At 46.9% G+C, this 13,660-nt stretch carries 16 protein-coding genes; 7 read left to right on the top strand and 9 right to left on the bottom strand.

Going from position 1 to position 13,660, the window contains the following annotated elements:
- Positions 1 to 2: 2 nt before the first annotated feature.
- The 5 genes from R7P67_RS00170 to R7P67_RS00150 all read right to left on the bottom strand — a co-directional run bounded on the left by R7P67_RS00170 (position 3) and on the right by R7P67_RS00150 (position 4,030).
- The gene (locus R7P67_RS00170) at positions 3 to 428 is read right to left on the bottom strand and encodes a VOC family protein (protein WP_017634369.1); all 426 of its coding nucleotides are present in this window, start codon (positions 426 to 428) and stop codon (positions 3 to 5) included.
- A gap of 173 nt (positions 429 to 601) precedes the next feature.
- Positions 602 to 1,087 (bottom strand): VOC family protein, encoded by a 486-nt coding sequence (locus R7P67_RS00165; RefSeq protein WP_005374344.1) that lies wholly within the window; start codon positions 1,085 to 1,087, stop codon positions 602 to 604.
- A 139-nt stretch (positions 1,088 to 1,226) separates the two neighbouring features.
- On the bottom strand, positions 1,227 to 1,556 hold the full coding sequence (locus R7P67_RS00160) for a DUF4144 domain-containing protein (RefSeq protein WP_033907198.1): 330 nt from the start codon (positions 1,554 to 1,556) through the stop codon (positions 1,227 to 1,229).
- 24 nt (positions 1,557 to 1,580) lie between these two features.
- Entirely contained in the window at positions 1,581 to 2,117 is a 537-nt protein-coding gene (locus tag R7P67_RS00155) for a DUF924 family protein (RefSeq protein WP_140313474.1), read from the bottom strand.
- Between the two features lie 65 nt (positions 2,118 to 2,182).
- Positions 2,183 to 4,030, bottom strand: coding sequence for a M3 family metallopeptidase (locus R7P67_RS00150; protein WP_262653087.1), 1,848 nt, complete (start codon positions 4,028 to 4,030; stop codon positions 2,183 to 2,185).
- A 276-nt stretch (positions 4,031 to 4,306) separates the two neighbouring features.
- Here R7P67_RS00150 and R7P67_RS00145 point away from each other — a divergent pair, with 276 nt between their 5' ends.
- On the top strand, positions 4,307 to 4,669 hold the full coding sequence (locus R7P67_RS00145; RefSeq protein ID WP_017634365.1) for a hypothetical protein: 363 nt from the start codon (positions 4,307 to 4,309) through the stop codon (positions 4,667 to 4,669).
- 70 nt (positions 4,670 to 4,739) lie between these two features.
- Here the strand turns inward: R7P67_RS00145 and R7P67_RS00140 are convergent, their stop codons facing one another.
- Positions 4,740 to 4,913 (bottom strand): hypothetical protein, encoded by a 174-nt coding sequence (locus R7P67_RS00140; protein ID WP_005374332.1) that lies wholly within the window; start codon positions 4,911 to 4,913, stop codon positions 4,740 to 4,742.
- 233 nt (positions 4,914 to 5,146) lie between these two features.
- Between R7P67_RS00140 and R7P67_RS00135 the strand changes: the two genes are divergently transcribed.
- The 3 genes from R7P67_RS00135 to R7P67_RS00125 all read left to right on the top strand — a co-directional run bounded on the left by R7P67_RS00135 (position 5,147) and on the right by R7P67_RS00125 (position 8,953).
- A complete protein-coding gene (locus R7P67_RS00135) occupies positions 5,147 to 6,289 on the top strand; it encodes a sugar diacid recognition domain-containing protein (RefSeq protein ID WP_005374330.1) in 1,143 nt (380 codons plus the stop codon).
- A gap of 158 nt (positions 6,290 to 6,447) precedes the next feature.
- Positions 6,448 to 7,800, top strand: coding sequence for a GntP family permease (locus R7P67_RS00130; protein WP_258495487.1), 1,353 nt, complete (start codon positions 6,448 to 6,450; stop codon positions 7,798 to 7,800).
- A 16-nt stretch (positions 7,801 to 7,816) separates the two neighbouring features.
- A complete protein-coding gene (locus tag R7P67_RS00125) occupies positions 7,817 to 8,953 on the top strand; it encodes a glycerate kinase (RefSeq protein WP_262653083.1) in 1,137 nt (378 codons plus the stop codon).
- A 96-nt stretch (positions 8,954 to 9,049) separates the two neighbouring features.
- Here the strand turns inward: R7P67_RS00125 and R7P67_RS00120 are convergent, their stop codons facing one another.
- Entirely contained in the window at positions 9,050 to 10,486 is a 1,437-nt protein-coding gene (locus R7P67_RS00120) for a PLP-dependent aminotransferase family protein (RefSeq protein ID WP_258457225.1), read from the bottom strand.
- Between the two features lie 92 nt (positions 10,487 to 10,578).
- On the opposite strand from R7P67_RS00120, the gene R7P67_RS00115 reads away from it, so the two are divergent.
- The 3 genes from R7P67_RS00115 to R7P67_RS00105 all read left to right on the top strand — a co-directional run bounded on the left by R7P67_RS00115 (position 10,579) and on the right by R7P67_RS00105 (position 12,576).
- Positions 10,579 to 11,478, top strand: a complete 900-nt coding sequence (locus tag R7P67_RS00115; protein WP_017634359.1) for a DMT family transporter — start codon at positions 10,579 to 10,581, stop codon at positions 11,476 to 11,478.
- 66 nt (positions 11,479 to 11,544) lie between these two features.
- Positions 11,545 to 11,832 (top strand): hypothetical protein, encoded by a 288-nt coding sequence (locus R7P67_RS00110; protein ID WP_005374318.1) that lies wholly within the window; start codon positions 11,545 to 11,547, stop codon positions 11,830 to 11,832.
- A 153-nt stretch (positions 11,833 to 11,985) separates the two neighbouring features.
- Positions 11,986 to 12,576: a type II secretion system protein gene (locus R7P67_RS00105; RefSeq protein WP_262591170.1), complete on the top strand. Its 591-nt coding sequence runs from the start codon at positions 11,986 to 11,988 to the stop codon at positions 12,574 to 12,576.
- 37 nt (positions 12,577 to 12,613) lie between these two features.
- On the opposite strand, the gene R7P67_RS00100 is transcribed toward R7P67_RS00105, so the two are convergent.
- Together R7P67_RS00100 and R7P67_RS00095 are read right to left on the bottom strand one after the other, a co-directional pair.
- On the bottom strand, positions 12,614 to 13,141 hold the full coding sequence (locus R7P67_RS00100) for a GNAT family N-acetyltransferase (RefSeq protein WP_064369517.1): 528 nt from the start codon (positions 13,139 to 13,141) through the stop codon (positions 12,614 to 12,616).
- Positions 13,142 to 13,174: 33 nt separating this feature from the next.
- Entirely contained in the window at positions 13,175 to 13,642 is a 468-nt protein-coding gene (locus R7P67_RS00095) for an HAD family hydrolase (protein ID WP_262653080.1), read from the bottom strand.
- Positions 13,643 to 13,660 lie beyond the last annotated feature (18 nt).

Here is a 13,660-nt window from a genome sequence, read left to right as displayed (position 1 = left end):
GCTTACTCATCAATCACTTGAGGTTTTAACTCGACGACATTTCCTTCCGGATCATGAATATAGAGTGAGCGACCGAATCCTTGTGCGCCGTAGCGTTTCGCAAACTCTTCGGTTTCAATGCCGCGCGCACGCAGATATTCCAGTAATTCATCCTCGGAAAAAGGCGCCAATTGCAGGCAAAAATGGTCAATATTACGACCATTTTGAACTGGTGGCTTACCGCCGAGTTGGCCCAATTCGCTGTCTACCGTCACTACATCAATTAATGCGTTACCTGCCCTAAGTTGAGTTAAACCAAGTTCCGTTACTTCGCGTTCGACAGGGCAGCCCAAAATGTCTCGATAGAAATGCAACATAGCATCGAGGTTACAGGTCCTTAAAACAACATGATCAAGCGCTTTGATGGCGATTGGATTTTTGGTGGGCATGCTTCACTCCTTTTTGCATTGTGTTGAGGTAAGTATAAAGTGACCTTAAAAGTGGTGAGAGAAATGATCAAATTCCAGATGTTTTTTTCTAGAGCGAGTGCAGAAACACTGCAACTCAAAGCAAACAAAAAAGGCTAGCGTATTGCTAGCCTTTTGGAATATGGATGGGGCTATTACTCGTAATCAGAAGCGTAAGTTTCTTCGTAAGTGTGTGAGTAAAGCTCGAATAGGTTGCCGAATGGGTCTTCTAGGTAAACCATTTTCGCAGGCTTATTATCGTCTTCTGGGTGGTAACGCATGATGTCCATGCGAACTTTGCCACCTAGTGCTTCGGTGCGTTTGATAGCACCTTCAAAATCGTCTGTCTGCAAACAGAAATGGAAGATACCGATGCGAGAAAAATCCACTTCATGGCGCTCTTGACGCTCTTTCATTTCGAATAACTCAAGGCCAATGCCATCACTTGTCACAAGGTGCGCAATGTTGAAGCCTTTAAAGCCTTCCCCAAAGACCGCAATACACATTCTGCCAATTGCCGTTTCGCGTTCTTCAATTACTTTCGTGTTGCCCATAACGACTTTTAGACCTAGCGCTTGCGTGTAAAACTCAACCGCTTTGTCCATATCTCCGACCATAATACCGACATGATTCATTTTCATTTGTTTGCTCCCAACATGTGTGTTTGAACGTTGTCTTGTTTCGATGTGGGAGAGTATATGGTGTGATGTTGATTACATGAAATTATCATAAATTATAAAAATGATAATTTTATTTAATGTTATGCATGTTGGGATTGAGTTAGTGAGCTAAGGCCTCAACAGCTTGCCTCACCGAGGTGAAATGAATCTTGATAATGCACCGTTGCGCGAGGCTGAATTCATGCGATTGGATTAATGACGTAACCTCTTCTACGGACAGCGTTCGTTCTTTTGGATGTAAAAGAGTGGTGTTCGAACCATTGTTTTTCAATTCAAACGTGTTGCCATTTGAGTCGATAACGTAATCATCTTGCCCAAAAATGAGGGCTTCGCATTCAGAGTCTAAGTCGGACTGGGAATGCGTGTAGATCAGCTCATCGTCGCCGTCTAGTTTTAGCAAGCATGGCCAGCATACTGCGTGGTCTCTCATGGTTAACTCATTATTCATTGTTATTTAGAAACTTGACCCAGGTTGTTGCAAAAACGCTAACTCTTCGGGAGTGCTCTTTCTTCCCAGTATCGCATTGCGATGAGGATAGCGCCCAAACTGGTCGATGATGGCTTTGTGTTTTAGCTCAAAATCGTAGTTATTTTCAAGCCCTGATGCGCGAAACAATTTCTCAGCTTCGACATGAATGAGGCGAGATTCGCTGTGCATAAACGGCATGTACAAAAAGCTTAGCTGCTCAGGCGCTAATTCTTGATCGTGTCCTAACCGAATTGCTTCTTGAGCCAATGCTAATGCGAGCGGGTCTTGCGCAAACGCTTTTGGGGTGTTGCGATACACATTACGTGAAAACTGGTCGAGGACGATGATTTCGGCCAATCGTCCTTGTGCGCTGTCACGCCAATTAAACAGTTCACAACGAGCGGCTTGTTCGAGTACCGAGGCAAATCGTGACGCAATATGTTTGTCCAGTTCTGGGTTGTTTTCAAACCAGTTTTGAGGCGTTAGCTCCTCGAACCAGAACTTGATGATTTGTTGATGCATGGCGCTTCCTTTTATTGTGCCTTAATAGCAAAAAGCCAGAAGCGTGGCTTCTGGCTCTTGGCGTGTTATCGACCGTAAGTCTCTACGATGTAACGTTCAAAATCGTCACACATTTGTTCGTCAGAGATGGCGTTGCTTGCCAGTTCTTTACTGCCGTCGACGACTTTAATCGTCGCGTTCAGTGAAGCGACTGGTGCTCGCTTTCGCGTCGCAAGTGAGTCGATTTTCTTCTGCTGCACTTCCCACGCCTGTTCTGGGGATAGGTTACACACGTCTGCAAGGTACTTGGCGTTAAAGCCTTCACCAGTCAGGCTGACAATGGTTTCGTTGTGCGACAAGTGATTGCCTGCGTGCCAGTAGTGTTTTGCCAGCAGTGGGCCAATTTCTGGGTTATCCGTCAGGTAGCCAAACTTCTCAAGGAAGTATGCGCGGGTCTGATACACCGCCATGTGCGCGAGTAGATAACCTTGATACGCGCAAGCCGCTTCATCGGATAGCAAATGTGGAATCGCCATCAGTGGGCGAGGGCTGCATTCCAAACCAAGGATCTGTTTCTCACAATCGCGAGCCAGCTTAGTGATACGCTCTGGCGTTAACTCATCATCGCTCAGTTGATATAACGCGCGCTCAAAGTAAGGCACAACCAAGATGCTACGTTCTTCATAAGCTTTGAATGGCTGACGACTGTTGATCATCGCTTGAATTGTCTCATCAGGAACCGAATTCCCTTCATCATCCAGTGCGTACTGTTTTAGCCAATCGGCATCGGTTAACAGGCTGTCACAGAACATCGACTGAGTTTCTGCATAAGCCATCGACGTCGGCGCAAACTCCTGCGAAAAACAAGGCGCGTTCATTTTTACGTTCGCAAAGTGTGCTGCGTGGCCACCTTCGTGGAACAGCGTGTTTATGCCATCGTAGCCGCTGCCCACTTGGTCTGGTTTGGCATTGCTGGTGAAGTTCACCTGTGCTGCGACCCATTCGCCTTGATTGTAGAAAGAAGGGATAGGGCCATGGCAGAACCCGTTCGGGTACTTACCTTTTCGGTCTAACAAATCCAGCGTTAGCGTCGCGCCAGAGTAATCAATATTTAGACGACCAAACGATTCTACCCAGCGTCTCAGAGATTTAGAGAACGGCACGTATGGGTCAAGGTCACGCATGACGTCACCCGCGAACGAGTAAACAAAGTTGTAGCCTGTTAGTGCGCTTGCGCCTTTCTCTTTCGCCAAGTTTTCTAAGCTATTTAGGTGCGCATCTCGCGTGCGTTGTTCGAAATCTTCCAAAATCTCGAATAGCTGCTCAGAGCTCATCTTTTCCGTTTTTTGCACGGAGTAATCAAAGAAGGTCGCATAACCCAGTGAGCGAGCGAACTGGTTGCGTAGTTTGATCAGTTCTATAAAGCCGTTTTGCAGTAGCCATTGTTCAAGGTTCAGCAACGCTTGATGAGCCGATTGGCGAACTTCTTCATGATTGTTGGTGCGAATGGTTGAGCTCAATACTGGCAGTGAACCTTCCACTTGCTCGCCGTTTTCATCGGTAAACGTTTGTACGTGGTTCTGTTTTTTCTCGAACAGCTCAGCTTCAAAGGCAATGAGCTGATTTTTCAACGCTTGTGCTTTTTCGCCCTCGATAGCGTGAGATTCAAACATCGCCAGCCAACCAGATAGACCCGTCATGGTTTGTTGTTTCTCTTGTGGGTCGGTAATTGAGTCCGCGGCTTCAAGCTGTTGTTTGATGGCAGTAATTTGCTCGGCGTTGCTTAAAAAGCTTGTCCATGCCGTTTGTGCTTGCGTCGAGCCATCATGGTCATCGCTGATCCCCATGTAAGTTTCCCAAAAGAAATCTTCTTTGGTGCGGTGAATCGCAAGGTAACGTTGATTGAGGTCGTTGAGGTAATCCGTTGCGGTCATTTTGATCCTTCAAATGGTTTCGTTATGTAGACAGTTGATTATTGCACGCTTGGTCGCGAGAAAGGAACGCTAATCTCATTTGTCGATTTTGCATCGCGTAAAGGTGATTTTACTATTTGTTTACCTTTGGGTGAGTTAATAGGAGTTCTGAGCTTGCAGTATTAAGACTGGTATGGAGTTTACAGTTTATTAAGTAATTAATCCGCGATGCGCTATCGATGATCCTTATCAGGTGTAATAAGATTTCCATATCGTGGCGATACAGTTGGAAACAATATGATAAATAAAACAAAAGTTACGTTATTGGCGGTAGGTACGATTTTAGTTGGATGTTCTACAGTCGCGCCACCAAGAAATGATGCGGTTGAAAGCATTCAACAAAAGTGTTCTGTGATTTTAAGCAATGATGTTGCTGGCGACCAGCGCTGGCAGACTTATAACGGCTTGCTTGTAGAATATGCCGTGCATGGCGTTAAGAGTCAGGCGCAACTGGAACGTTTTGAAGCGTTTGTGCAGAGAGTGCAAGATGATGAGTCTGGACAGTTAGTTACAGAGTTGATTGAGGTCACCGACTGGGGATGCTCAAACGGCAACTATCTTGAAGAGATGAGCTTGTTTATTCAAGAAGTTCAGAAGTAAAAAACCGAGCGTTAAGTCGCTCGGCTTTTCTGTTTGTGGAGCGCTTTTTTGCGCTGGTTCGTCAGGACGTTTACTCCTCTGGATACTCGCCCATACCTTGCGTTTTACCTTCCGCTTTCCAATGCTCTCCAGGAGCAAATGCTTCATCGCATAAATCTACGGTGTAGCCCATTTCTGTGATTTCCTTCAAAGTGAGGTTATCAGCAATATTTGCAACTTCCCCCGATTTATTCCGTAACTCCATGTTGATCTCTCCTCTGTAGGTAGACGAGTGGCATCAATGCACAGTGAAGAATGCATTGGTAACCTTTGTTCTAAGTATATAACCCGCTGCTAAAAATGAAGGTTAATCCACTTTTTAAATATGGGTAATTGGATAATGCTTTGAGCTGCTTCCGTTATTTAGAACCGCAGCATCGCGATAGTTTGCCATTTGTGATTTATTGAGTGATTAAACGGTCAATTTGGAAACTCGAAATGGTGATTCTCGACCACGCTTTAGCACAACAAATTGTTGATCGAACCATGTCCATCATTGGTCACAATGTGAATGTGATGAACTCGGCAGGCATCATCATTGGCAGTGGCGACCCTAAACGTGTTGGGCAAGTGCATGATGGCGCGGTACTGGCGCTGAATCATGGCGATTCGCTAGAGCTTAATGAGCAGCAATGTTTGACGTTGCAGGGTGTCAAACCCGGTATCAATATGTTGTTGAAATTACATGGCGACGTGGTCGGTATTGTTGGCGTCACAGGAGAGCCGGAGAAAATCCGAGATTTTGCAAAACTGGTTAAAATGACCGCTGAACTAACAATCGAGCAAGCTGCGCTGGTGGAAAAATTTCAGTGGGACAGACGTCATCGTGAAGAGTTTATTCTGGCTTGGATCAATGGCAAATTGACCGATGAAGAGCTGAAAGATTGGGCGATGCGTCTTTCTATCGATGTTACTCAACCACGGGTGGCAACGGTGATTGAAGTCTCGACGCCGTCCGCCTCGAAAAGCATGAAGAGTGTGCGCAATATTGTTGAGCTGCTTGAATACCCAGAGCGTAACAACCTGGTTGCGATTGTCTCGGTGAATGAAATTGTGGTGTTGAAACCGTGTCATTCCGCCAAGCAGTGGGATAGCCAAGTTGAAAGTGAACGCATTGATAAGTTGATGTCGCGTTTAAGCGATCACGATTCACATACGTTTCACATTGCGCTAGGGCAGCTGTTTAATGAACCTAAAGATGTCGCGTTGTCATACCAAAGCGCGAAACAGGTATTAGCCATTGGCAAGCAGTTCTACCCAGAGAAACGTAAGTACCTGTTCGATGAACTTCGTTTGCCTGTGCTGTTAGCGCCGTTGGCGGATATTTGGCAAGGTGAACAAATTATTGATGGTGTGAAACGGTTGAAAGAGAAAGACAAATCTGGGCAATTATTGAAAACCCTAGATGCACTGTTTGAATGCAATGGCAACGTAACAGAATGCTCTAAAATGCTGTTTATTCACCGGAACACTCTGCGCTATCGGTTAGAGAAAATCACCGAGATAACAGGGCTACCAACTACCAATTTTGTGGGGTTAGCGGAGCTTTATATTGCGACTCGGCTCTCAAAAATGTCGTGATATTGTGCATCTGCACAATACGCGTCATTTTTTGACCACATCATTTGTCACTCCGCCTAAAGGAATTCTAAAGCAAACGATTAATAATTCATGCGTCCCTACATGTTGAGTGAGCCAACACGGACTCGCTCAGCAAAATAAGAATAAATGGAGTTATCATGAACCTTATATTAATCCTGCTCGGGGTGATCGCATTTATTGTGCTCACGACCACCAAATTCAAATTACATCCCTTTTTAGCGCTGATAATCGCGGCGTTCCTTGCGGCATTTGCTTACGGCTTACCGGCAGATAGCATTGCCAAAACCATTGCTTCTGGCTTTGGCGGCATCCTTGGTTACATTGGTTTGGTTATCGTTTTAGGTACCATCATTGGTGTTATTTTGGAAAAAAGTGGTGCGGCGATCACCATGGCCGATACGGTCATCAAAGTGTTGGGTGAGCGTTTCCCTACATTGACCATGAGTATCATCGGTTACATCGTTTCTGTTCCAGTATTTTGTGATTCAGGCTTTGTCATTCTGAACTCGCTCAAAGAATCACTCGCGAAGCGTTTAAAAACCTCAAGCGTTGCGATGAGTGTGGCGTTGGCAACTGGCCTATACGCAACGCACACGTTTGTGCCGCCAACTCCTGGTCCGATTGCCGCTGCGGGTAACTTAGGCCTGGAATCTAACCTTGGTTTAGTGATTGGTGTGGGTGTGTTTGTTGCAGCGGTTGCGGCGTTAGCGGGGATGTTGTGGGCGAACCGATTCCAACATGTTGAACCAGATGGCATTGAAGCCGCAGAAGAAATTCAGCAAGACTGGCAAGCACTCAAAGCGTCTTACGGCAAATTGCCAACGGCGAGCCAAGCATTCGCTCCTATTTTTGTTCCTATCTTATTGATCTGTTTTGGCTCTATCGCGAAATTCCCAAGCCTACCGCTGGGCGAAGGTTTTGTGTTTGATGTTCTGACTTTCTTAGGACAGCCACTAACGGCGTTGGTGATTGGCCTGTTCCTTTCTGTTCGCCTACTCAAGTCAGACAACAAGATTAAAGAATTTGGCGAGCGAATCAGCCAAGGTATTACGGCTGCTGCGCCTATTCTTTTGATTACCGGTGCGGGTGGTGCATTTGGCGCGGTATTAAAAGCCACGCCGCTAGGTGAATACTTAGGTACGACGCTATCGGCGCTGGGCGTGGGTATTTTCATGCCATTTATCGTTGCGGCTGCGCTAAAGTCGGCGCAAGGATCATCAACGGTTGCATTGGTGACCACATCGGCTTTGGTTGCGCCTATGCTTACGCAATTGGGGCTCGATTCAGAAATGGGGCGCGTATTAACGGTGATGGCGATCGGTGCAGGTGCGATGACGGTTTCTCATGCAAACGACAGTTTCTTCTGGGTAGTTTCGCAGTTTAGCCGCATGTCCGTGGGCTTAGCGTACCGCGCGCAAACCATGGCTACGCTCGTTCAAGGTGTCACGGCAATGGTATTGGTGTACATTTTGAGCCTCGTTCTCTTATAAGTCTCTGGAAATACGTATGAAAGTGGTAATTGCACCTGATTCATTTAAAGAAAGCTTAACCGCCAAACAAGTGAGTGAGGCGATCAAGACGGGTCTTGCTCGCGTATGGCATGATGCCGAGTTTGTTACGGTTCCGGTCGCAGACGGTGGCGAAGGCACGGTTCAATCTTTGATAGATGCAACTCAAGGCGAACAAGTCTTCACAACGGTGACCGCGCCATTAGGGAATGATGTTGAAGCGTTTTATGGCATCCTCGGCAACGGCGAAACCGCGGTTATTGAAATGGCGGAGGCCAGTGGTCTGCACCTTGTGCCGAGTGATGCTCGCGACCCAAAACTGACCAGTAGCATTGGTACTGGACAGCTGATCAAACACGCGCTAGACAGAGGCATTCAACGCTTAATCATTGGTTTGGGCGGCAGCGCTACCAATGATGGTGGCGTGGGCATGTTGACCGCGTTGGGGGTGGCGTTTCTTGATGAATCTGGTCATGCAATTACCCCAAATGGAGGCGGGTTAGCGGCGCTTGCGTCCATCGATATTTCTGGCCTTGACCCTCGTTTAGCAACTTGCGAAGTGTTGGTAGCGTGCGATGTTGATAACCCACTCTGTGGTGACAAAGGCGCGTCGGCTATCTTTGGCCCGCAAAAGGGAGCGAGCGTATCAGACGTCACTCTGCTCGATAACGCATTGCGCAAGTTTGGCGAGTTGACGGAACAAGCGACGGGTAAGCATGTACTGACTCGTGAAGGGGCGGGTGCTGCTGGTGGTATGGGCGCGGCCTTGCTCGGGTATACGCCAGCACGTTTGCAACCGGGAATTGAGATTGTGCTTGATACGGTCAAACTTGCTCAGCATGTTGCGGATGCGGATATCGTATTTACAGGCGAGGGTCGAATCGATCATCAAACCGCACATGGCAAAACGCCGATGGGCGTTGCTCAGGTGGCCAAGCAGTGTAATTTACCAGTCATTGCATTAGCAGGCTGTGTGGGCGACAACTATCAGGCGGTTTATGAGTGCGGCATTGATGCGGTGTTTGCTTGTGTACCAAGGGCGATGAGCTTACCCGAGGCCATGAAAGAGGCCGACGTCAACGTTGCTAATTTAGCCGAAAACGTCGCGAGAATGTGGCAAATTAAGTCGCACTGAAAGCGATGACGATACGAGAAAACTCCACCTTTGCGTGGAGTTTTTTGTTGTTACCTGTTTGCGTATGTCGGCATAAATTCATTTAGCAAGAGCGAGTTAACAGGCATGTTTTTTTATCAATTTTGCCAGAGTTTGCATCGCGTGACTCCAATCGGTTTCATGACCAAAGTTTGCCACGCTGAGGCGTACGCAATGCCGATATTGCCCTTGAGTGCCAAATACGGTGCCGGGAAGTAGGCTGATTCTGTGCTTATTGCATGCTTGATACAACGCATAGCTGTCCGTGTCTTCGGGCAGTCGCAACCAAAGCAAGAACGAACCTTGCACGGCGTTGATCTGGTATCGATTTTTTAGAGATTCGTGCTCATCTAAGTATTGATGAAGCATCTGGATAAATCGGCGCATGTTGTTTTGATAAACCCGACCCATTCGCGCAGTATGCGTTCGATACTTGCCTGACGTTAGAAACGTTGCCACGGCGGATTGCATTAGGTTCAAACTGCCCATGTTTTCACACAGTAGATATTGCTCAATTTGATCTCGATATCGCCCCGCCAACATCCAACCAATTCTCAAACGCGAATCGAGCGTTTTGGATAACGAATTTACGTAAATTACGCGTTGCTTGTCATCGAGCAATCTCAAGCTTGGCAACGGCTTGTCATAGCTTAACCCGCCAAACACATCGTCTTCGATAATAGGAACATTGCCGGACGCCAATAGCAATTGCTGGCGCTTTTCTAACGGCATCATGGCACCAGTAGGATTGGTGAAGTTTGGCGTTACGATGATCGCTTTTATGTCCCATGTCGACATCGCTTTTGCTAAGGCTTCGGGGCACATACCGTCTCGTGGGCAACTCGGGATTTCCACCACTTTGAGGCCGAGTGATTCGAGCATCAATAAGTTACCAAAATAACAAGGAGACTCCACCGCGACGATATCGCCTTTTTGTGTCGTTGCGCGCAGCGCTAGGCTTATTGCTTGTTGAGCGCCGTGCGTCACCATGATCTCATCCAACTTGGCTGGTGTGCCCAAATCTTGCGTGATTTTCGCTAGTTGTTTGATTAAGAGGTGATCACCGGGTGGTAATTGGTAATGGCTCGGTACATGTGTTTGCTGGCGACTGTGGCGGCCGATCTCGGCGTACAAGCTTTTGATTGCGGGGGAGTCAATGTTTGGGTGGGCAGAACCGGTAGGCAAACGCTCTTGGTATTCAGGATAAGTAAGGATTTCTTTGCAGATCGAGAGCAAATCCACGCGAGTCGGATCCGGAATTGAGCGAGAGGTCGGCAAGGCGACTTTAACTCGATAACCCGATTTGGGTACCGAGTAAACCAAGTTTTGTGCTTCCAGCTCTTGATACGCACGAATCACGGTATTTTTACTGACGTTTAATTCTTGGCTCAACAAGCGAATGGAGGGCAGTCGATCATCCGCCTGATAAACGCCACCATTGATGGCTTGTTTGAGGTGTTTTTCCACCACGAGGTACTTATTCCCTTCACCGCTTCCCAATAAATCTGTACCCATAAAAACACTTCCATCTGTCACTTTTTGAAAACACTGTACCTAATTACATTAGCAGTATCTCAAAACATAAAACAAGCGTGAGTGAGGCGATCATGTTAATCCGAGCCATCCCTTTTGTATTTGTCATCCTTTGGGCTTCTGGATTCGTTGGTGCGCGTTTTGGTTTGCAATATGCCGAGCCAGCGACACTACTTTCTATCCGTATGGCATTCAATGTCTTATTGTTTTTGGTTCTTGTGGCGGTATTGCGTAGAAGGTTGCCGACAGGAAAAGATTTTTGGCACAGCTGTGTGGTTGGTGCGTTGATCCACGGTTTCTATCTGGGCGGTACTTATTTCGCTATCGCCTTGGGTATGCCTGCGGGGTTGAGTTCGTTGCTGGTGGGCATTCAACCGATTTTAACCGCGGCTTTGCTGGTGGCGTTTGTTCGTGAGGAGTTTAAGCCCTCGCAATGGCTGGGTTTGGCTCTTGGTTTTGTCGGTATCGCTATGGTGTTGATGGGCAAAATGGAGTGGCAATCCGAGCAGCATAAAGTGCTGGCTATTGGTTTGTGTTTATTGGCTTTGGTTGGTATTACGCTAGGGACGCTTTATCAGAAAAAACATTGCCAACAAGTGGATATGGTGGGTGGTGCGACGGTGCAATATTTGGCCGCTCTCGTCATGTTTCTGCCCGTTGCGATGCAGTTTGAAACCATGCAAGTGCAGTGGGAACTGGAGTTTATTTTGACTGTGTTGTGGTTGGTCGTCGTACTCTCTTGTGTAGCTATTCTACTGCTGCTGTACATGGTTAAGAACGGTGCTGCATCGAGCGTAGCTTCTGTATTCTACCTGGTGCCGCCAACGACGGCGATTCAGGCTTGGCTCGCGTTTGGAGAGTCATTTGATTGGATGGGGATTTCTGGTTTCGTACTGGCAGCTACGGCGGTGTATTTGGTGGTTAAAAAGCCGGATCTGACGATAAAGAAATCGATTCAAACAGAATATACCTAAATTGGGTAGGGACATTTGCGTATCAGTGGGTACAATCTGCTTCATCTTAATCCGTGGAGCAGAATGATGAAGGTAAAGCCAGATCGAATGACCGCCATGCGTAGCATCATCGAGCAAGTAAAAGCGGAACTACCAATTTATGAACCAGAAACGTTTGTATGTGGACCAGAAGGGCAGTGCATTGGCTGTCCGAAGAAATTGTTGGAAATGGTCGATTCAGAAGTCACTTATTGGGAGTCAGCCATGGAGCGCGGCATTGTTCCGCAGTTCGATGAGATTCGTCGTTTTGGCAAAATGTGCACGAATGTTCGTCGTGGTCTGGTGCGAAATAATGTGCCTTTACTCAGTAACTAGAGAGTAAAAATCGTCTAATATCTGACACATAGCGTCGTTTTGTTACACTGCTCTTTGGGTGCTGTTCTCAAGTTTGCGTGGTGTTTGTCTCTTCTTACCCTTTGGGCCTTTAATCGTAAAAAATTGGCGATATATTGGCTCGGTCTCACATGGATGTGGGGCTATTGTCTTGGGCTAGTTGAGATAAGAAACGTGAAATCAAAGGGATTTACGCTGATGGAAATCACCATAGTGCTTACCACTTTGGCTTTCATCGCATTAGCTGCTTTACCAGTACTACTCGATATTCATCGCCAAGCATACGCTGCGATGCTGCACAGTTCTCAGTCTTCTTTGGGTACGGCTCTCAAGTTCTTCCATGCTCAATCAGTGATTGATAACGCTTACGGCCAAGAGCACGTTCACTACATTGACCAACAAGTCAAAACACGCAAAGGCATGCCAGAAGCGAGTGCCGATAGTATTCGAGCTTTGTTAGAAATCGATCTACCAGCCAGAGGTTACTCGAAAATTGACGTGCCGTGCAAAGGCAGTGATTTTTGCATCATCGGTCAGCAGCACCCAAACAGTGCTCATTTTGTCGCTATTCCTGATTATCAGTTCTTAGATAAATCGGGTGTTGATCGCGTGGTGTACATTTGGCCGCAAGGTTACACACTGGCAGAAGAGGCATGCTATTTCTACTACGTGAATCAAGCCTCTAACGATTCAATTGTTCGAGGGCATGTGACGCAAGGGTGTTAACCCCGAATAAGTGTTGCGAACAACGGTTATCGTGAGTCTACAAATCTGGGCTTTTCGAACGGCTTTGCGCTTTATACAATATCATTTTTTGACTCATCAAGACTTTACCATTTGGCAAGGTCACTTCCCCAAGTTCCCCCTGATGTTCAAATCCAAACCGTTCATACAAAGCAATCGCTGGTGTGTTGGTTGTGTATACGTAGAGTGCGATTTGGTCGTAACCAAATTCCCAACCACGTGCGATCGCGACAGCCAACAGTTTTCGCCCCAATCCTTTGCCTCGGTAGTTTTTGTCGATGTGAATACCAAGAATACCGACGCGAAGGCGTTGCTCTCTTTCGTAACCGCACATCTCAGCTGGGTAGATTTCAACACTACCGATAAGTTTTTGGCGGTCAAACGCGACAAACTGAGGGATGGACTCGTTTTCCACACGTTGCAGGATTCTGCGAAGCGTTGCGTTATCGGGTGCTGGAGAAATCAAAAATTCCCCTTCGGAGTACACTCGATTCCACAGCGCGGTGAAGCGCGCGATATCGCTCACCTTGATGGATCTGATTTGCATTCATCTTCCTTGATTAGTGCAGGTTAGTAACGGTTAGGGGATAAGCTCAGATAAACAACGAATTTGGTTAGGAATGGCTTCGGCTGGTGCATCAGCGCCCGTTGGGTTAAACCAAATTGTGTTTACGCCCGCTTTCATCGCAGGGTAAATATCTTTGTGAGGTAAATCGCCAACCATGGTTATTCCACTCACGTTAACCCCTAACTGTTTTGCGATGGCGAGATAAAACTCAGGTTGGTTTTTAGCGATGCCGAGGTTGGCAAAACAAAAATAGCCATTTAAGTATTGGTCTAAGTCGACGCGAACAAATGCACGCTGAACCTCTTCCATGTTGGAATCAGATGCACTGGTCGCAATGTAGATGGGATGATTTTGGGAAAGTATTGCCAGTGTTTCTCTGGCTTTAGGAACTGCTTCTACGTGTTCCCAATCGCACATTTTTCCTTGTGCGTGAGGGAAATCTACCATCAAGGTGTTCCCCCAATCGAAAAGATAAATCATGTTCGAATCTCCTTATCC

It is taken from the genome of Vibrio sp. Vb0937 (assembly GCF_033338855.1).
Note: the sequence above shows the minus strand (reverse complement) of the source record. Positions and strands in the feature narration are given on the sequence as shown.

Bases quoted from the DNA above. Each gene is read 5' to 3' on its own strand.
- R7P67_RS00095 (WP_262653080.1), bottom strand. From the start codon at position 13,642: ATGATTTATCTTTTCGATTGGGGGAACACCTTGATGGTAGATTTCCCT.
- R7P67_RS00150 (WP_262653087.1), bottom strand. From the start codon at position 4,030: ATGACCGCAACGGATTACCTCAACGACCTCAATCAACGTTACCTTGCG.
- R7P67_RS00110 (WP_005374318.1), top strand. From the start codon at position 11,545: ATGAAGGTAAAGCCAGATCGAATGACCGCCATGCGTAGCATCATCGAG.
- R7P67_RS00120 (WP_258457225.1), bottom strand. From the start codon at position 10,486: ATGGGTACAGATTTATTGGGAAGCGGTGAAGGGAATAAGTACCTCGTG.
- R7P67_RS00125 (WP_262653083.1), top strand. From the start codon at position 7,817: ATGAAAGTGGTAATTGCACCTGATTCATTTAAAGAAAGCTTAACCGCC.
- R7P67_RS00135 (WP_005374330.1), top strand. From the start codon at position 5,147: ATGGTGATTCTCGACCACGCTTTAGCACAACAAATTGTTGATCGAACC.
- R7P67_RS00105 (WP_262591170.1), top strand. From the start codon at position 11,986: ATGTGGGGCTATTGTCTTGGGCTAGTTGAGATAAGAAACGTGAAATCA.
- R7P67_RS00170 (WP_017634369.1), bottom strand. From the start codon at position 428: ATGCCCACCAAAAATCCAATCGCCATCAAAGCGCTTGATCATGTTGTT.
- R7P67_RS00140 (WP_005374332.1), bottom strand. From the start codon at position 4,913: ATGGAGTTACGGAATAAATCGGGGGAAGTTGCAAATATTGCTGATAAC.
- R7P67_RS00165 (WP_005374344.1), bottom strand. From the start codon at position 1,087: ATGAAAATGAATCATGTCGGTATTATGGTCGGAGATATGGACAAAGCG.
- R7P67_RS00160 (WP_033907198.1), bottom strand. From the start codon at position 1,556: ATGAGAGACCACGCAGTATGCTGGCCATGCTTGCTAAAACTAGACGGC.
- R7P67_RS00145 (WP_017634365.1), top strand. From the start codon at position 4,307: ATGATAAATAAAACAAAAGTTACGTTATTGGCGGTAGGTACGATTTTA.
- R7P67_RS00130 (WP_258495487.1), top strand. From the start codon at position 6,448: ATGAACCTTATATTAATCCTGCTCGGGGTGATCGCATTTATTGTGCTC.
- R7P67_RS00115 (WP_017634359.1), top strand. From the start codon at position 10,579: ATGTTAATCCGAGCCATCCCTTTTGTATTTGTCATCCTTTGGGCTTCT.
- R7P67_RS00100 (WP_064369517.1), bottom strand. From the start codon at position 13,141: ATGCAAATCAGATCCATCAAGGTGAGCGATATCGCGCGCTTCACCGCG.
- R7P67_RS00155 (WP_140313474.1), bottom strand. From the start codon at position 2,117: ATGCATCAACAAATCATCAAGTTCTGGTTCGAGGAGCTAACGCCTCAA.